The following is an 18,722-nucleotide window of genomic DNA, read 5'->3' on the forward strand; positions in this document are numbered from 1 at the left end:
AACGATGGTGATTACAGTTATTTCTTTTTTATTGGTTGTCTTAATTGTGGTGGTTTTCCATGAGTTTGGCCATTTCATTGTGGCTAGGTTTTTTGGAATTAAAGTTTTGAGGTTTTCCATCGGATTTGGGCCTAAAATTTTTGCAAAACAAATGGGGGATACCGAGTATCAGGTTGCTGCAGTTCCTCTGGGTGGCTTTGTGAAGCTTTCTGGTGAAGACCCCTCCGAGGTTCTCCCCGAGGAAGAAAAGGCCCAATCTTTTTCCCACCAAAACGTTTGGAAAAGGATAGCCGTGGTGGCCGCAGGTCCGATTTTTAGCCTCCTTTTGGCACCTTTGTTTTTTGCGGGAATTTTTTTAACGGTTGGCGTTCAGGTGGCTACCTCTGAAATTGGAGAAGTGGTTGAGTCTCTTCCAGCGGATTCCGCTGGTTTAAAAACCGGAGACCGGATTGTTTCGATTGAGGGTAAGCCGGTTCAGGAGTGGAACCAAATAAAGGATTTTGTCCAGGAAACGCAGGGAAGAGAAGTCAAAATGCTCATTGATCGGGGGGGAAGAGAAATTGAAACCACTATTACTCCGGAATTGGTGACTGACAAAGATATTTTAGGAGATGAATTTTCGGAGTGGAGAATTGGCATTTCTCCGGGTGGAGTGGAAACCAAACCCCTTGGGTTGTTTGAAGCCTTGGCTCTTAGCATTGAACGGACTTATTATTATACGGAGCTTACCCTTGAGGTTCTGGTCCGCATGATTCAAGGACGAATGTCTATGGATAACCTCGGGGGACCCATTATGATTGCCCAGGTTTCGGGGCAACAGGCTTCCCAAGGGGCGTTAAGTTTTCTGGTTTTCATCGCTATTTTAAGTTTAAACCTGGGTGTTTTTAATTTACTACCCATCCCGCCCCTCGATGGTGGGCACATTTCTTTTTTCTTGGTTGAAGCCCTCATCGGAAAACCCGTCAGCCTAAAAGCAAGAGAGGTGGTAACCCAGGTTGGGGTTTTTTGTATTTTTGCACTGTTGATTTTTGTCTCTTATAATGACATTATGCGTTTTTTTACAAAATAAAAGAATATTTTCTTAGTTTTCTTTTAAACTGGAAATGAAACAAAAATCAATCCGTCCGGGGTATTCATAAAAACAGTTAAATGGAAAACGGCCTAATAGAGGCCGTTTTATGTTTTTGAGGATTTAATTTGCGTTTCTCTCGGTTATTCATTCCAACCTTAAGACAGGATCCTGGAGAAGCGGAGGTCATTAGCCATCGATTGATGGTCCGGGCGGGAATGATTCGAAAAGTTGCTTCGGGGATTTATAGCTTTCTTCCCTTCGGTTTTCTTGCCCTTCAGAAAATTCAAAAAATTATCCGAGAAGAATTGGTAAAAGCGGGGGCCCAGGAGGTTTTGCTTCCCTTGGTCCAGCCTGCCGAACTTTGGAGGGAGAGTGGGCGATGGGAGGAATATGGCAAGGAGTTGTTGCGCCTTCAAGACCGGCATAATCGGGAATTTTGTTTGGGACCTACCCATGAAGAAGTCATTACAGATCTTATTCGGCGTGAGGTTCGCTCTTACCGTCAGCTTCCTCTCAATTTATTTCAAATCCAATTAAAATTTCGAGATGAAATCCGGCCTCGGTTTGGTTTGATGAGGGGCCGGGAATTTATTATGAAAGACGGATATAGTTTCGATGCCGATGACCAGGGAGCACGTTTGAGTTATGAAGTGATGGTTGAGGTTTACCATAAAATCTTTTCTCGGTGCGGTCTGGAGTTCAGGGCCGTGGAGGCGGATACCGGTTTGATTGGAGGAGATACTTCCCATGAGTTTATGGTCTTGGCTCAAACGGGAGAGGAGGGAATTGCCAGTTGCGACCAATGTTCCTATACCGCCAATGTTGAAAAGGCCCAGTCTGGAAGTCTGGAATCGGGAATTCATGAAGAATTGAAGCCCTTGGAAAAGAAAAAAACCCCTGGGAAAAAATCTGTCCAGGAGGTATCGTCTTTTCTTGGGATACCCACAAAAAACCTTGTTAAAACGCTGCTCTACCGTAGTGAGGATAAACCCCTTGCGGTTTTAGTTCGAGGGGATCATGAGGTCAATGAAGTTAAACTCAAAAAGCTTACCGGTTGCACAAATCTGGTTCTGGGAGATTCGGAATGGGTTCGAAAGGTTACCGGGGCCCCTTCTGGTTTTTCAGGTCCCATCCATTTGAAGGGAACTCGGTTGGTTGCAGATTTTGCGGTACAAAACATGTTGAATTTTATTGTGGGCGCCAATGAAGTGGATTATCATTTTATTAATGCCAATTGGAATCGTGATGTGGAGGGGCATGAATTTGGAGATATCCGAAACGTCCAAAATGGAGATCCTTGCTCTCGCTGTGGGGGTGTTTTGACCCTATATAGGGGGATTGAAGTGGGGCATGTTTTTCTTTTGGGTGAAAAATATAGTCAATCCATGGGAGCCACATTCCAGGATCAAAACGGAAAAGATAAACCCTTTGTGATGGGTTGTTATGGAATTGGAATCGGTAGAACCCTGGCAGCGGCCATTGAACAGAATCACGATAAGAAAGGAATTATTTGGCCCGAGCCTCTAGCTCCATTTCAAATTCATGTGATTCCAGTGAATGATAAGGCGGAAAGAGTGATGATCACTGCGGAGCTTATTTATAGTTCTTTAATTAAGGCAGGGCTGGATGTGTTAATTGATGATCGGGGAGAGAGACCAGGGGTAAAATTTAATGATGCAGATTTATTGGGAGCCCCTTTCCAAGTGATTGTCGGTGAGAAAAACCTCGAGCAGGGGTTTGTCGAATTAAGGCGCCGTAGGGATGGCGAGATAAAGAAAGTTACGGCGGAAGAAATAATCGATATTGTTAAAGATTTATTCGGAAAAGGAGAGGCAAAAGAATAATTAGGATGATAAAAGGGTCTTTTTGAGTTTTTTGAGGTTTTGGGGTTTGAATATTCCCTTCTCGGTGATAATTCCTGTAATATATCTGGCCGGGGTTACATCAAAAGCGGGGTTAGCAATTAAAATTCCAGAAGGAGCCACATTGACTTTTCCCACCACATGACTCACTTCCATAGGGCTCCTTTCTTCAATTGGTATTTTCTCCCCAGTGGGCATGGAAAAATCAATAGTTGATGTTGGGGCCGCAACATAAAATGGAATTTGATGTTCATGGGCCAGGATGGCCACGCTGTAAGTGCCAATTTTGTTGGCTACATCCCCATTGGCTGCAATCCGATCCGCTCCGACAATACAAAGTGAAATAAGACCTTTTCCCATAAAATATCCAGCCATGTTATCCGTGATGAGGGTCACCGGAATTTTGTCCTGTTTGAGTTCCCAGGCCGTGAGGCGGGAACCCTGTAATACAGGACGAGTTTCATCCGCAAAAACGTGAACTTTTTTCCCGGATTCCTTCGCGGCTCGAATTACACCCAGAGCCGTTCCATAACCTCCGGTTGCCAAAGATCCAGCATTACAATGCGTGAGAATGGTTTGTCCGTTTCCAATTAAATCGGATCCGAGTTTACCCAGTGTTTTATTGGTTTGAATATCCTCTAATAGGATTCGCTGAGATTCTTCTATTAAAATTTTTTTCACCGTTTCAACGCTTTGGTCTTGGTTCCGCTCAGCGGTTTGTCTCATCCGGTGAACGGCCCAAGCAAGGTTAACGGCTGTGGGACGGGTGGCCAAGAGGTGGTTACAAATGACCTGAAGTTTTTTGTGGAATCTTGAAAAATCCTTTTCTTTAATACCCTGGGCCCCCAAGGCAATCCCCATGGCTGCTGCAATCCCAATGGCAGGAGCTCCCCGAATCCAAAGCTCCCGAATTCCTTGGGCCACCTTTTTGTAGTCATTACAGGGTACATAACATACCTTTTTGGGAAGGAGGGTTTGGTTCAAAATATAAACCTTACCCTTTTTCCATTCAATGGTGGGTATCATGGGTTTCCCATCGACAAGAAGTAATAAGAATTGGAAAACGGATCAACCTACATATGGGAGAGGAGCATATATAGGGATGGAAGGTTGTAATTTGGGGGTGTAGAAGGAACATTAATTCGCGACAAGTCTTCTAAAACGTCTTTTCCAATAGTCCCTTCGCTGTTTTTTCCATAATTCTCTTTGCATTTCAGGGTTTTTTTCACGGTTCACCGCTTTACCCTTACTCCGGACTTTCTTAACCTTTTTCCCCTTTTTGAGCTTATTGATTCGAGAGGCTGTTAATGTCCTAGGCTTTTTCTTGGTTGCAAGCCCTTGCGATCGTGCTTTTTTCATAAATGATAACCCCCTTTTGCCCTTGCAGAGGCAGATAATTTAAATTCATTGAATATTGAAGGAAATGCATTAAACCGTTGGATTGGGGTTTCAGTGATCTCTGTTTTTTGAGGTAAAATTTTTTCCACCGTTAAAAATAAAGTCATATTAGCATAGAAGCGGTGTTTTTTCAATACCCCCTCTATAATTTTTTCAAAAGATCGGAAAAAATTATAACTGATTGAATTATAAATAGTTTTTTGATTTAAGTCTTTATAAGGGTAGGGATGCCATAGAAAGCTTAAATTCATAACTAACTGAATTATCATGGTTATTCTAAAAATGGTGTTTCCTGGGGAAGGAGGGAAGTTAGGAATAAAAATGTTGCAAAAAAGCCACAAAACGTCATGGTTAGATTCAAATTTTGCTTTTCTGATTAAGATTTAATGTTAAAAAGTTTTCGAAATTGGACCCCAATCCCCCTTTGGCCAAAAATGTTTCCATTTTTTTAAATCCGGAAATCTTTAAATGATTGAAATGAAGGGAAGTCAACCCGGGAAGGGTTTTCATTGCGAATCAGAATAACCTGTGTTATATACAGGCCATTTCAATTGTTTAGGGAGATGGTTAACCCTTTTTTTAGCCCAAATTTAACAAGGGAAGAAAATAGGATGAAACGCTACACCTTAAGAAGAAAAGAAGACGGAATCAATCCTAGACCCATCATTCATTATCAGTCGGAATTAAATAAAGCCCAATATGGGGTCGTGAATACACTTCAAGGCCCTGTATTGGTTATTGCTGGTGCAGGAAGCGGCAAGACTCGGACTTTGGTTTTCAGGGTTGCCCGGTTGATCGAAACCGGTATTTCACCAGAATGCATTCTTCTCCTTACCTTTACGCGGCGCGCGGCCCAAGAAATGCTGCAGCGGGCGAGTTTATTGTTAGATTCCAGATGCGAGCGAGTTCAGGGGGGAACCTTTCATTCGGTGGCGAATCAATTGTTAAGGCAATATGGAACCCGAGTGGGGATTGACCAAAATTTTGTCATTATGGATCGCTCGGATTCAGAAGATGCGATTCAATTATTGAGGAACCAAGGCGGATTTCACGAAAAGAGTAAACGATTTCCAAGGAAAAAAACAATATGCGACATTTTCAGTAAAACTGTGAATAAAATGATTACAGTGGAAGAGGTATTGGCCACAGGATATGATCAGTTTTTAGACTATTGCGGGGAGTTGGAGGTTCTCTACCAGGAGTTTTCCCTTTATAAACAAAAAAACATGCTTTTGGATTATGATGATTTGTTGATTCAGTTTAAAAATTTATTGGTGCAAGACGAATTTACAAGAAAACATTTGTGGTCCCGATATCAGTATATAATGGTGGATGAGTACCAAGATACTAATCGAATACAGGGAGATATTATTTTTTTGCTGGGGGAGGGCCATCGAAATGTCATGGTGGTGGGGGATGATTCCCAAAGTATCTATTCGTTTCGGGGAGCCTGTTTTCGAAATATTATGGATTTTCCAAAACAATTTCCGGATGCCCAAATATTGACATTGGATGAGAACTATCGAAGTTCCCAGCCAATTCTCGATTTAACCAATCAAATCAACCGGCAAGCCTCTGAGCGATATTCTAAGGAGCTTTGGACCCAAAAGGTGGGGGGGGCGCTTCCTGTTTTAATTCAGGCTCCAACCGAAAAGGACCAATCCCGATTTATTTGCCAAAAAGTGCTAGAACTCCGTGAAGAAGGGGTCCCCCTCCATGAGATGGCTGTTCTTTTCCGCTCCAGTTACCATTCCTTTGATTTGGAAATTGAATTACTCCGCTCCAATATTCCTTTTGAAAAACGCGGGGGGTTTAAATTATTGGAAAGCCAGCACGTAAAAGATCTTCTAGCCCACCTAAGGGTTTTGGCCAATCCGAAAGATTCAGTTAGTTGGAACCGGCTCCTTCTCTTGGTGGAGGGAATAGGTCCAAAGAAATGCCAAAAAAACATTTCAAAAGTTTCCCTAAGTTTAAGCCCAATGGAAATTCCCGAGTATTTAAGGAACGTTTCGGAAGAAATGGGTATAGCCTCTCAGTTAAGGGTGCTGCTGCAAATGTTTCAAGAGGTTTCAGTTAACCCGATGACACCCGGGGAGTTGTTGGGTCCTCTTTTTGCGTATTATCTTCCCATTTTGAAGCAACACCATGATAATTATCCTAAGCGGATGAAGGATCTCGAACATCTTTACGCCATGGCTGAAAAATATGGAAATTTGTTGGAATTTTTAACCGATATGACTTTGGAGCTTCCTGAAGGACCCGTGGCGGGGATTGAGCCGGACAACCCCGATCAGGAGCGGTTCATCCTATCTACGATCCATTCGGCAAAAGGTTTAGAATGGAACACCGTTTTTATAATCTGGTTGCTGGATGGAAGGTTTCCTTCCCACTATTCCTTCTTAACCGAAGAGGAATTGGAGGAAGAGAGGCGGTTGCTTTATGTTGCGAGCACCCGGGCGAAATCCCAATTATTTTTAACCTACCCCATCAACATTTACGATAAAATCACCGGAGCTTTACTATCGAAACCCTCCTGTTTCATTGATGAAATACCCAAAGATTTTTTAGATCAATGGATTTTAGATGAAGAAAGTTAAATCTGGTTTTATCTTTTTGCATGAAACCCCTAATAGTGGCATCTCCCATCAATGAGTGACCTAAGCTGGGTTCAATCATCCGTTTTGATGGGGATCGGGTTTGGTCTGGTGACTGCTCTCAGCTGGGGTTGGAGTAATTTCCTTGCAAAACGGATGATTGATCAAATTGGTTTAAGAAAAACCCTGTTTTATTCCTTCTTGGTAGGTTCATTATTTCTAAGTTTATTTTTTATTTTGGATGACCCAAAAACCCTTCGTTGGTCCATTGAAAAAATCTCGGTTTCACTTCTTGCGTCGGTTTTGAGTCTCTTGGGATTCTTATCAATATATCATGGGTTTAAAGTTGGATCGCTTTCTGTTGTGGCCACCATTTCTGCGGGGTGGGCCGTGGTCACCGTTTCTCTTTCCCTTTTCATTTTGGGAGAGGCCCCCCAATTGTGGCAAAAAATCGGTATTTTTTTAACCATTGGGGGTGTGATGCTGGTGGCTTTTAGACGTTTCCCTCGGGTTTTTGGCCAAGAGAATAAAAAAAGTGAAAAGAATATTTCCCAAGAGAACAAAAGACTTGGGGTTTTTCCTGCGGCTTGTTCTGTTCTTTTTTTTGGGTCCTGTTATTTTCTAATGAAATTTGTAACAGAGGATTTAGGGCCAATTCTTCCCATATTGATTGCCAGGTCTTTGGGGATTCTTGTCATTGGCGGGCTTTTGTGGATTCAAAGAGAATTGGGTTTTCTTCCCGTTTCCCAAATGGGAACCCTTTCCCTCATAGGGGTTTTGGATGCAACAGGTTTTGTTGCTTTTAATAAGGGAATTGGAACGACAATGGTCTCTTTGGTCTCACCCGCGGCTAGCCTCTTAACCCTTGTTACCGTATTATTAGCCCGTTTTTATTTGGGAGAGAAACTGGGTTTTATTCAACAGGTAGGGGTTTGGTTAACCTTGTTCGGTGTTTTTCTATTATCCATCTCAAAAGGATCATAACCGATGATGTTTTCCCCAAGGGACATGGGGTGGATATTCAAAATGAGTAAGATGTCTTACCTTGATGGATCGGATTTGCTTTTACCCTTTTTGGAGAAAAAATGATTTCTAAAATTTTATGGGCCATTTACCTTATTTCCCTTTCTTTTATGCTGGGGGGGATTGCTTTTTTATCTTTTTTTGTTGCCCCAATTGTATTTCAAAACTTTTCCAATGAGGAAGCGGGAAATATCATGAACACCATTTTTCCCGGTTACCACATGCTGAAGATTGCCTGTGGTTTTTTAGCTGCCGGGTGTTTGATTTTTCTCGGCTTTCTTGAGCGAAAATGGCCGGTCATTCGTTTAACATCCATTGGGGTGGTTTTGGCGTTGAACCTATATTCCGGACTGGTTGCGGGGCCACAAGCGTCTAAAATTCGGGATCAAATTAATCAACAAAAAGCTAAGGGGGTTCTTTCCCAGGAACTGAAAGAACAGTTTAATCAAATTCACAAAAAAGCAGTTTTCTTAAACGGGAGTGTATTATTAGTGGGTCTGGGGCTTCTCTTGGAGGCTGGATTTCGAATTCGGTCCTAAACACCGTTGGTATCTAACTTTTTCTGGGCTTTGGTTTGACTTGGTAGAAGCCATTTGTTACCCTTTTCTATCTCCCAACCCCCTTTTAATTTTCCCCGTGTGAAAAGTTTAGAACAGAAAAAACTTTTCAACCGGTTTCATTTTTCAAAAGAGGACCCGATGGACCTTCAGGCCTATTTAGAACAGAAGAAAAAAAGGGTAGATGAGTATTTGGAGCAGGTTGTTCCCTCCGAAAATACCTATCCCCAGGTTCTCCATAAAGCCATCCGCTATAGTTTATTTGCGGGGGGAAAGCGCATTCGTCCCATACTGGCTATTGCTGCGTTTGAGGCGGTAGGTGGAGGGTCTGATGTCATCCTTCCATTTGCTTCTGCTCTTGAACTAATCCACACCTATTCGTTGGTTCACGATGATCTTCCCGCCATGGACAATGATGATTTTAGGAGAGGAAAACCCACCAACCATAAGGTCTTTGGGGAGGCCATGGCCGTATTATCGGGGGATGCCCTTTTAACCTTGGCCTTTTCTCTGATGACGGAGGAACGTATTTTAAAAGAGATTGAACCCCAATTGGTTTTACAAGCCAGCCGAGAAATTTGCTTTGGGGCGGGAAATTTTGGAATGATTGGAGGACAGGTAGTGGATATCCTTTCTGAGGGTACCCATGTGGATTTTGGAACACTGGAATATATTCATACCCATAAAACAGGCGCCTTGATTCGGGCCGCTTTGCGGGTCGGAGGGGTCATTGGAAAAGCCAATAAAGAAAACCTTTTGGGTTTGACCCGTTATGGAGAGTGTGTTGGTTTGGCATTCCAAATTGCGGATGATCTTTTAGACATTGAAGGGACCAAAGAAGCTCTCGGAAAGAATACCAAAGGAGATGAAAAAAAAGGAAAAATCACCTACCCTGCTTTTTTAGGGCGGGAGCCCGCTCGACAAAAAGCCCAAGAATTAATGGATATGGGAATTAAAAATTTGGATTCCCTGGGGGAATCGGCCAAGCCGTTGAGGGAACTGGCCTCTTTTATTGTTCACCGGAAGCATTAGGAATGAAAACCTTAGTGACGGGGGCAAATGGGTTTATTGGATCCGCTGTGGTTCGGGCACTCCTTCGATCCGGGGATGAGGTCAGGGTTTTCGTGCGCCCTGGCAGTGACGTTCAAAACCTGGAAGGGTTGAGGGTTGAGATTGCTCCGGGTGATTTACAAGATTTCACCTCTATGCGATCGGCACTAAAAGGGTGCCGCCGCCTTTTTCATGTTGCCGCATTGTACAGTCTTTGGCTTCCGAAACCATCAGAAATGTATAAAACCAATGTGACGGGAACTCGGCATCTGATGGAAGCGGCAATGGAAGAGGGCATTGAACGGGTGGTTTATACCAGTACTGTAGGAGCGGTGGGAATTCCTATTGACGGTGGATGGGGGAATGAATCCACTCCATTGGAATGGGATGATGTGTTTGGGCATTATAAACGCTCAAAATATATGGCCGAAAAAGAGGTTTTAGGTTTGGTGGAAAAAGGATTGCCCGCTGTGGTGGTGAATCCCAGTGCCCCCATTGGTCCTCGGGATGTGAAACCTACGCCCACCGGACAAATTGTGGTTGATTTTTTAAAGGGAAGAATGTGGGCTTTTATGGAAACTGGATTAAACCTGGTTGATGTTGAGGATGTTGCAGAGGGTCATCTTTTGGCAGCGGAGAAAGGCCGGATTGGGGAACGATATATTTTGGGGAATAAAAATATGATGCTGAAGGAGGTTCTAGAATTGTTATCGGGGATTACCGGGGGAAAAGCCCCATCCCTCAAAATTCCTTATAAGATTGTTCTTCCAATGGCTTATTTGAATACTGGACTCTCAAATTATATTACTCATCGGGCTCCCCGAATTCCCCTTGAGGGCGTTAAAATGGCAAAGAGGAGTATGTTTTTTGATTCCTCAAAGGCCGTTCGTGAGTTGGGTTTTCCTCAGCGTTCTGTAGAGGATGCCCTGCGGAGGGCGGTAGATTGGTTCCAAAATAACGGGTATATCTAAATAGAAAATGGATTTTTTTCTCCTGCTTTTTTCAACTGTCCTATATCGTCCTTATGTTTTTATATTTCTTATTTTTTTTATCTTAGCGGGTGTCCTAACCCTTGGTGCGAAAAAAACGTTTGTTCTCCTTGGAATGACCTGGGTCATTGCATTCTTGTCCGAATATAGTTCTACCCGTATCGGTTTTCCATTTGGGGATTATTTTTATATTGAATCTACGAGGGACCGTGAAATTTGGGTTTCTAATGTTCCCTTTATGGATTCCCTTTCTTTTACTTTTTTAGCTTTTGTTAGTTATACCTTTTCTCTTTTCTTTTTTCTGAAAGTCTCTTTCCAAAAAAAGGGAATTCTAAGCGATGAAGATGGAAGCAGACATTCATGGAGGGTACTGGGGCTTGCGGTTCTTTTGTTTGTATTTTTAGATGTGGTCATCGATCCGTTGGCACTCCGTGGCGATCGGTGGTTCTTGGGTAAGATTTTCGGGTATGCTTCGGAAGGGGTGTATTTTGGGGTTCCTCTTTCCAATTTTCTGGGATGGGCTTTCGTCGGAAGCACGAGTCTTTTTCTGTTCCAGTTATATGATCAAAAGAGCACCCCGAGAGGCCAGGTATGGGAGGTTCCCCTTCGTCGATTAGTTTTGGGTCCCATTCTTTATTACATTATTTTGATATTTAACCTCTCCATGACGTTTTGGATTGAGGAGAGCCTCCTTGGGGTGGTTGGAATTTTTATCCATTTTCCTATATTATTATTTTTTCTTTTTCGAATGGGTGAACTCCTCCAGTTTTCAAAAATGACACCTCTTTGGAGACCTTTGGAAAAGGGAAAAGACCCAAAGGGTTCTAATACACCTGGTTTTCTCTTGCATCAGCAAGTTTTTCCTTTTCAATCGGAGGGATTAAAATCTGGACCTTCGAAAAGTAAGGGATAAGGGGTGGTGGATTTTAAACCCATGAAAAACAAATTTAAAAAGATAGGAAATCTTACCTTAGGGCCCGAAGGGTTGGTTGGGTGGGGATCTCAAAAAAAGTTTTCTAGAGTTCGGTTTTCATTGAAAAAACTTTAAATTATCAATTGACACCGACCAGGTTATCTGGTATAAATGGCCTTCGCGTTTGGAAAAGGCTCAATGGTATTCGGAAAATTCAAACCTTTTTTTTCCTAATCGAGGGGAAAGGGATTTCAAATGAGATTCCCGATTCAATTAACGTTTTCCTTAACCAAGTACCTAATGAAAAACAAAATAAAAGGGAAAAAACGTTTCCCAATTGTACTCATGCTTGAGCCCCTTCACCTGTGTAACCTTGCCTGTGACGGATGTGGTCGAATTAGGGAATATAAAGAGACCATTCAGGATTCCATGCCGTTAGAAAGGTGCCTTGAAGTGGTGGATGAATCGGAAGCCCCAGTGGTATCCGTTTGTGGAGGGGAGCCCTTGATATATCCCCATATCGATGCCTTGGTAAATGGAATTGTGAAACGAAAACGTCACCTTTATCTTTGCACCAACGCAATCAATCTTGATAAGCATCTTCCTCATTTTCCAAAGAGCCCCTATTTCACCATCAATGTTTCAATGGATGGTTTAGAGAAAACCCACGATCTCACCCGAGGTCGGAAAGGGTTATACAAGCTCGATCTTCGCATGATCCGTCTTGCAAAAGAAAAGGGTTTCAGGGTGGTCACCAATACCACGGTTTATAAAGAAACGGATGTCAAAGAAATTGAACAGATGTTCGAAGAATTGTATTCCGCTGGAGTGGATGGTTTTTTGGTCAGTCCGGGGTATCATTATGAAGCCGTACAAGACGATATTTTTATGACCCGGGAAGAAATCCATGAGAAATTTAAAGCTATTTATCAACTCTCCAAAAAATTTCGGTTTTATAATACGCCTCTTTATTTAAAGTTCCTTACCGGGGAAAGGCATTTCGACTGTACCCCATGGGGAAATATTACCGTCAATCCTCAAGGGTGGAAAGGCCCATGCTATTTAATTACAGATCAGCATTTTAAGAGTATGGCAGATCTTTTGGATGGGACGGATTGGGAGCGCTTTGAGAAGAGGGAAGACCCTCGTTGCCGAAATTGCATGATGCATTGCAGTGTTGAACCGACCGTGGTTCGTGAAACAGGCCAAAATTGGCGAGACATGGCGGAAATGATCCGCTGGAATCTTAGCTAACCTAAAAAAATCCCTAAAACATGTTGAATTTTTATAGCCCGTTAAGATTTATTTGATTGGATTACTCGAGTCGAATTGCAGGAGGAAAAACCCGTCGTGAGAAGTCCTAACCTATTGGACAAAGATGCTACCCTACCCCGACCTACTACCCAAGAGCCCCATGGGCTCCCCTTGGATGAGGCCATTGACCGGTCGATCGGTTTTCTTTTAAATGTTCAAAATAAAGACCTTGGTTTTTGGGTAGATGAGTTAGAAGCCGATTCCACCTTGACTTCGGAGTATCTGATGCTTCGATTTTTCTTGGGAAATTTGGATCCCCTCCGGCGAAAACGAGCGATGACCTATTTGAAGAAAACCCAACTTCCCGAAGGGGGGTGGAGTATTTATTATGGTGCCCCCAGTAACATCAGTGCTTCGGTAAAGGCCTATTTTGCATTGAAGCTTTGTGGTGTTTCCCGACATGAACCTTTTATGAAAAAAGCCCGTGAAGTGATCATGGAAATGGGGGGCGTTCCTAACGTCAATGTATTTACAAAAATTTCCCTTGCTTTATTTGGACAATACGATTGGCGGGACATTCCCTTTTTGCCTCCTGAAATTATTCTTTTATCCAAACGGTTTTATTTTAATTTGTATGAAGTTTCCTATTGGTCACGTGCAGTCATCGTTCCCCTCTTAATTATTTATGCCAAGAAACCGCTTTGTGTGGTCTCCCCCAATGCCCATTTGGATGAACTCTTCCCTGAAGGTCATTGGGATAAAAAAGGGCAAAAGAAGCGGGACTACGGAATCATTTCCTGGAAAAATGTTTTTTTAACTCTTGATTCCTGTTTGAAAGTTTTGGATCGGTTTCACCTTAAGTTTTTAAGGGAAAAGGCCGTTCAAAAGGCTCATCATTGGCTGGTGGAACATATGCGGGGAGAAGGGGGGCTGGGTGCTATATATCCAGCGATGGCCAATTCAATTGTTGCCTTGCGTGCAATGGGCAACCCTCCTGACCACACCCAAATTCAAAAAGCACTAGGCGAAATTGAGGATTTAGAAATAAATCAGGAAAATTCAATGCATCTGCAACCTTGCGTTTCCCCTATCTGGGATACACCTTTAACCATTAATGCACTCTTGGAGGCGGGTATAACACGGGACCATCCCAGTATTGTAAAAGGCGCCCAGTGGCTTCTATCCAAACAGGTGTCATCCGTTGGGGATTGGAAAGTAAAAGTTCCCGCAGCAGAACCGGGGGGGTGGTATTTCCAATTCGAAAACGAATTTTACCCAGACAATGACGATACCTCGGTTGTATTAGTTGCTTTATGCAAAAGTGTCCTTCCCGATGAGGAAGAAAAAAGGAAACAAATGGTGCGAGGGATTCGGTGGTTTTTGAAAATGCAGGGAAGCGATGGCGGGTGGGGGGCTTTTGACAAAGATAACAATAAAAAAATTCTAAATAACATCCCTTTTGCGGATCATGGGGCCCTTTTGGATCCAAGTACGGCCGATTTAACCGGGCGGGGACTGGAGTTTCTTGGGCTTTTGGGTTTTGATGAAGATTTTCCTCCAGCTAAAAAAGCGTTGCATTTTCTAAAAAAAGAGCAGGAAAAGGAGGGGGGATGGTATGGCCGTTGGGGAGTCAATTATATTTATGGCACCTGGTCCGTCCTTAGCGGTTTAAAAACCATTGGTCAAGACCTCAACCAGGATTTTATCCGAAGGGCGGTGGATTGGTTAAAACGGTGTCAAAATCCTGATGGAGGATGGGGGGAATCCTGTGAATCCTATTCCAATCCTTCTTTGGCGGGGGTTGGCAACAGCACGGCATCTCAAACTGCCTGGGCATTGATGGGGTTGCTTCAAGCCGGAGAAGTAAACAGTTTAGAGGTTTTAAAGGGGGTTCTTTATCTCCTGAAACACCAGCGTGAGCAAGGGAAATGGGATGAGGCGGAGTTTACAGGCACGGGGTTTCCCAAAGTGTTTTACCTTCGATATCATATGTATTCAAAATATTTCCCGCTTTGGGCTCTGGCCCAGTTTCGGTCCCTTAAGTTGAGGGGAAAATTGCTTTCCGATGATGTTCGAGAAGAAAACAAAAAATCCGGAATATTTCTGCGTTTGTTAAGGTGAGGAATATACGTGCAACGGATTGCGATCTTAGGTGCGTTGGATCGTGAAATCCGAGGCATTCGTCGTGCCCTTGACAATCCCCGGAAAATTTCTATACCCGGTTTGATGGGCTGGTCCGGTTTTATCGGCTCAAGAGAAGTCTTTTTGGTTCAAACTGGAATAGGTCCTATTTCTGCCGGAAGTGCGGCAGAAAAAGTCCTCACCAAAATTTCCCCCCAAGCGATTCTCTCCGTTGGATTTGCCTGCGCTCTTCGATCAAAAATCCTTATTGGAGATATTATCCTTTCGGTCGCCATGGCACAATCCTCTCCCGATGGAACCCTCATCGGCAGGGTCCTTGAGAATCATTTTATTTCCTTTAAATCCTTATCTGGGTATCCATTTCATGAATTGGATTCTTTGGTGGATCCGAAGGGGTCTTTAGCTTTCTTAGGAAAAGAAAAAGGGTTTAATGTTTATACGGGGTTAATCCTGACCCTGGACCATATGGTTCAGAAGGCTCAGGATAAAAAAATTTTGGCCAAACAAACCCATGCCGTGGCCCTTGATATGGAGAGTGCTGTCATAGGTGAAAAGGCAAAAGGATTTCAGATCCCCTTTTTGGCGCTCCGGGGAATTTCTGACCTTCTGGATGAGGATCTAGAAGTGGAGTTTGACCGTATCATCCATCCTGATGGGTCTTTTCGCTTCTGGTCTGGGGTTCCTTATTTATTTTCCCATCCCTTGACTTTCTTCGAGCTTTACCGTTTAAAGCAACAAACCCAATTGGCCTCAAAAAACTTGACCTGTTTAGTTTTTCGTTTACTTCAAACTCAAGAGGACCTGATTTAGCCCTAGGGGCAAATAAAGGGGACGAGTGGATTTTTTAAAAAATTTTAAGAATTTAAATTATAAATTTGGTTTTCTTTGCTTTTTGTTTCTTTATTTAGGCATTTGTTTTTTTTCCACCGTTGTCTTTGCTAAAAAAAAAATCATTCCCGTTCCCGCTATTTCAACTTCCCGAAATGATGGGGTGGAATATGGAACATTGGTTACCGTTCTTTTCGAGGATGAGGATGATGATGTGTATGCCATCTTAGCCCCTTCTTTAACTTATAATGAGTTTATTGGTCTCAAATCAGCATTTCGGTTTTTTTACTTCGGCGAAGATAATCAAGATTATGCGGTCATTGTTTCGAGTTCTACGGGAATTGATCAGAAGGTTTTTTTTGAATATTCAAAACCAAAGTTTTTAGGTGAAAAACTTTTGTTTTATTCATCGGTGACCGCCTTCCGGGATTCCACAAGACGTTTTTTCGGTTTTACCGCAGAAAGTTTGGATGAAAACGAAAGTAATTTTACCCAAAGGGAGTTTGCTTATGATTTTTTGCTGGGACACCATTTTTTTGACCATTTCCGTTTATCTTTTGGAGAACGTCTCCGCTGGATATCCATCGGAAGAGGTAGTGTTCCCGATGAACCTTTTTTCAAAGACGAATTTCCATCCATTCCGGGGGCCGGAGGGGGGCTGGTATTGGGCCACCGACTGGTGTTGGCGTTTGATTCCCGGGATGAACTCGATATCCCCTCTTTGGGTTCCTTGGTGAGATTTTACACGGAGGTTGGCCAGGTTTTCAATGCGGACAATGGGGACCATCTTTTTAATGGGACGGGATTAGATGCGAGGAAATGGTTCCCGATGAGGGATAGTCTTTTTGTTACCGTTCTTCGAGGGGCGGTTTTTTTTACCACTGGAAGTAAAACGCCTTTTTATGAAAAGGCGACTTTAGGTGGAGATGATACCTTGAGAAATTTTGGGGATGGACGATTTGTGGATGACCATTATTATCTTTTAAGTATTGAAGAAAGGTTTCGTTTGGTTCGTTTTAGACTCTTTGGGGTCTTGGCCGATTGGGAGCTTGCCACTTTTGTGGATATCGGAAGGGTTTTTGGAAAATTTCATAATCTTTTGGATGAATTACAGGTGAATCCGGGTTTTGGAATCCGTGCCTTGGTTAGACCCAATGTGGTGGGGCGTTTTGATGCGGGGTTTGGGCCCGAAGGGATGACCCTATTTTTGGGTCTGGGGTATCCTTTTTAGTACAATTTTATTGAGAAATGATCTTTTATGAAACATTGGATTTTAATGGGCCTCAGTATTTTTATTTTTTCAGCATGCCAGGTGGAAGCTTTTGACCCTGAATGGGGGCATGGCCCCCTCCCCGCACGGAATTATGCCCCCGTTGCCAATCATTTTCTGAATATGGTCGCCACCCCTGCCAAAACACTCTCAAAAAATCAGTGGCAAATTAAAACTGAATTTGTGGAATCCAACGCGATTTTGTTAGAAGAAACCCCAGAGGTAAATGGGGTCATCAAACATGAAACCTTAAGGTTTTCTTTAAATGTCAATTACGGATTGACGGATCGTTTTCAGATTGGGGTTGAAGTTCCGGCTTTTTATCGGTTTGACGGATTTTTAAATTCTTTTATTGAAAGCGTAGAAGATGCTTTTGCCCATTTAAACCCTAGTCGGGTGAAGCTGATCAACAATGAATTTGATTACCGAATTGATTTAAACGGACAAAGAATTATTGAAGGGGAGGAAGATGATGTGGGTTTAGGGGATTTAATATTGAACACACGATGGGTGGCGATAAAGGAAGGAGAAACACGCCCTGCAGTTGCCCTTCGATTGGCTTTAAAGGTTCCAACAGGAGATACCGCAAAATCTTTTGGAAGCGGGGACCCGGATGTGGGGTTGGGTTTAGCCGTCCAAAAGGGATTTGGAAAAAAGTGGGTATGGTATTCCAACGTGAACGGTGTATTCCCAACGGGTGATTTTATGGATACGGGCCTCGATTTGGCCCCTTTTTTTAGCGGAATGTTAGCCATGGAATATCGGCCAATTCCACGTTTTTCCATTTTGACACAGTTTGAATACTTTTCCACCCCCTTTCACGGGATAAACTCCCCTATTCTGGAAGATGGTGTGGGTGAAATTACCGCTGGAATTAGCTACCTGATCAGAGAGAATTTCCTGTTTCAAATGGGTGGAACGGAAAACTTTACGGATCCCTTCCCAGATGGCAGTTCCGCTGACTTTTCTTTTTTTGTAACGTTCGGTTACCAATTTGAAAGGGAGGGGTGAAAAGGTGTAGGTATAAGGGTTTAAATTGTGTTATAATTTTTTCAGAATTTTCATTTAACATTTGAAAATTTGGCTAATTTGAAAAAATTTAAAGGAGTGCTATTTTTTAATGATTTTTCAACGTTTTACAATTTTCGGGTTTATTCTAATCTTTTTTTGTCTTTCCTTTGAAGGCTTGGTTCAAGGGGCTCCCGGGGATCTGGATACGACATTTGATCCGGTTGGTTTGGATGGAAAAGTGAGCACGGATTTTTCAGGAGGCAACGATGTTGCGTATGCGGTTGCGATACAGCCCGATGGGAAGATTTTGGTAGCGGGGAGTGCGGGACTTGGAAATCTGGATTTTGCTCTTGTTCGTTATAACAGTAATGGAAGCCTGGATACGACATTTGATCCGGTTGGTTTGGATGGAAAAGTGAGCACGGATTTTTCAGGGGGCAACGATGTTGCGTATGCGGTTGCGATACAGCCCGATGGGAAGATTTTGGCAGCGGGGAGTGCGGGACTTGGAAATCTGGATTTTGGTTTAGCGCGTTATGACAATGATGGAAGCCATGATGAGGTTTTCTCCAATTTGATTCAGGCTGACGGTAAGATAGTGGTAGCCGGACGAACGGGGGTGAACGGTTTTTATGATTTTGCGCTTGCCCGTTACGATACGGATGGGAGTTTAGATGGGACCTTTGGAAGCAGCGGGAAGGTGAGCACAGGATTTAACAGTAATCATGATGAAGCCTATGCCATGGCCATTCAAGCCGA

The 18,722-nt window shown here is 43.0% G+C and carries 15 protein-coding genes; 14 read left to right on the top strand and 1 reads right to left on the bottom strand.

Annotated elements, in window-relative coordinates; genetic code table 11:
* The first annotated feature begins 4 nt into the window (after nucleotides 1-4).
* Together rseP and VGB26_12080 are read left to right on the top strand one after the other, a co-directional pair.
* Nucleotides 5-1,069, top strand: coding sequence for an RIP metalloprotease RseP (rseP, locus tag VGB26_12075; GenBank protein ID HEX9758512.1), 1,065 nt, complete (start codon nucleotides 5-7; stop codon nucleotides 1,067-1,069).
* A gap of 128 nt (nucleotides 1,070-1,197) precedes the next feature.
* Nucleotides 1,198-2,916 carry a proline--tRNA ligase gene (locus VGB26_12080; protein HEX9758513.1) on the top strand — a complete coding sequence of 573 codons (1,719 nt, stop codon included), beginning with the start codon at nucleotides 1,198-1,200 and terminating at the stop codon, nucleotides 2,914-2,916.
* On the opposite strand, the gene mtnA is transcribed toward VGB26_12080, so the two are convergent.
* Nucleotides 2,917-3,960 carry an S-methyl-5-thioribose-1-phosphate isomerase gene (gene mtnA / locus VGB26_12085; GenBank protein ID HEX9758514.1) on the bottom strand — a complete coding sequence of 348 codons (1,044 nt, stop codon included), beginning with the start codon at nucleotides 3,958-3,960 and terminating at the stop codon, nucleotides 2,917-2,919.
* A gap of 983 nt (nucleotides 3,961-4,943) precedes the next feature.
* On the opposite strand from mtnA, the gene VGB26_12090 reads away from it, so the two are divergent.
* The 12 genes from VGB26_12090 to VGB26_12145 all read left to right on the top strand — a co-directional run.
* Nucleotides 4,944-6,929 (top strand): ATP-dependent helicase, encoded by a 1,986-nt coding sequence (locus VGB26_12090; GenBank protein ID HEX9758515.1) that lies wholly within the window; start codon nucleotides 4,944-4,946, stop codon nucleotides 6,927-6,929.
* 51 nt (nucleotides 6,930-6,980) lie between these two features.
* Nucleotides 6,981-7,910, top strand: coding sequence for a DMT family transporter (locus VGB26_12095; GenBank protein HEX9758516.1), 930 nt, complete (start codon nucleotides 6,981-6,983; stop codon nucleotides 7,908-7,910).
* Nucleotides 7,911-8,011: 101 nt separating this feature from the next.
* The gene (locus tag VGB26_12100) at nucleotides 8,012-8,488 is read left to right on the top strand and encodes a DUF4149 domain-containing protein (protein HEX9758517.1); all 477 of its coding nucleotides are present in this window, start codon (nucleotides 8,012-8,014) and stop codon (nucleotides 8,486-8,488) included.
* A gap of 159 nt (nucleotides 8,489-8,647) precedes the next feature.
* Nucleotides 8,648-9,538: a farnesyl diphosphate synthase gene (locus VGB26_12105; GenBank protein HEX9758518.1), complete on the top strand. Its 891-nt coding sequence runs from the start codon at nucleotides 8,648-8,650 to the stop codon at nucleotides 9,536-9,538.
* 2 nt (nucleotides 9,539-9,540) lie between these two features.
* On the top strand, nucleotides 9,541-10,527 hold the full coding sequence (hpnA, locus tag VGB26_12110) for a hopanoid-associated sugar epimerase (protein HEX9758519.1): 987 nt from the start codon (nucleotides 9,541-9,543) through the stop codon (nucleotides 10,525-10,527).
* A gap of 7 nt (nucleotides 10,528-10,534) precedes the next feature.
* Nucleotides 10,535-11,458: a carotenoid biosynthesis protein gene (locus VGB26_12115; GenBank protein HEX9758520.1), complete on the top strand. Its 924-nt coding sequence runs from the start codon at nucleotides 10,535-10,537 to the stop codon at nucleotides 11,456-11,458.
* Between the two features lie 255 nt (nucleotides 11,459-11,713).
* Entirely contained in the window at nucleotides 11,714-12,712 is a 999-nt protein-coding gene (gene hpnH, locus VGB26_12120; GenBank protein ID HEX9758521.1) for an adenosyl-hopene transferase HpnH, read from the top strand.
* A gap of 96 nt (nucleotides 12,713-12,808) precedes the next feature.
* Nucleotides 12,809-14,833 (top strand): squalene--hopene cyclase, encoded by a 2,025-nt coding sequence (shc, locus tag VGB26_12125; protein ID HEX9758522.1) that lies wholly within the window; start codon nucleotides 12,809-12,811, stop codon nucleotides 14,831-14,833.
* A gap of 9 nt (nucleotides 14,834-14,842) precedes the next feature.
* Entirely contained in the window at nucleotides 14,843-15,664 is an 822-nt protein-coding gene (locus VGB26_12130) for a hypothetical protein (GenBank protein HEX9758523.1), read from the top strand.
* Nucleotides 15,665-15,689: 25 nt separating this feature from the next.
* Complete coding sequence (locus VGB26_12135) at nucleotides 15,690-16,913, top strand: BamA/TamA family outer membrane protein (GenBank protein HEX9758524.1); 1,224 nt, start codon at nucleotides 15,690-15,692, stop codon at nucleotides 16,911-16,913.
* 27 nt (nucleotides 16,914-16,940) lie between these two features.
* Entirely contained in the window at nucleotides 16,941-17,963 is a 1,023-nt protein-coding gene (locus tag VGB26_12140) for a DUF3187 family protein (protein ID HEX9758525.1), read from the top strand.
* A gap of 109 nt (nucleotides 17,964-18,072) precedes the next feature.
* Nucleotides 18,073-18,722, top strand: a 650-nt coding sequence (locus VGB26_12145) for a hypothetical protein (GenBank protein ID HEX9758526.1), incomplete at its 3' end; no start/stop codon positions are given.

It is taken from the genome of Nitrospiria bacterium, assembly GCA_036397255.1.
GTDB lineage: Bacteria > Nitrospirota > Nitrospiria > DASWJH01 > DASWJH01 > DASWJH01.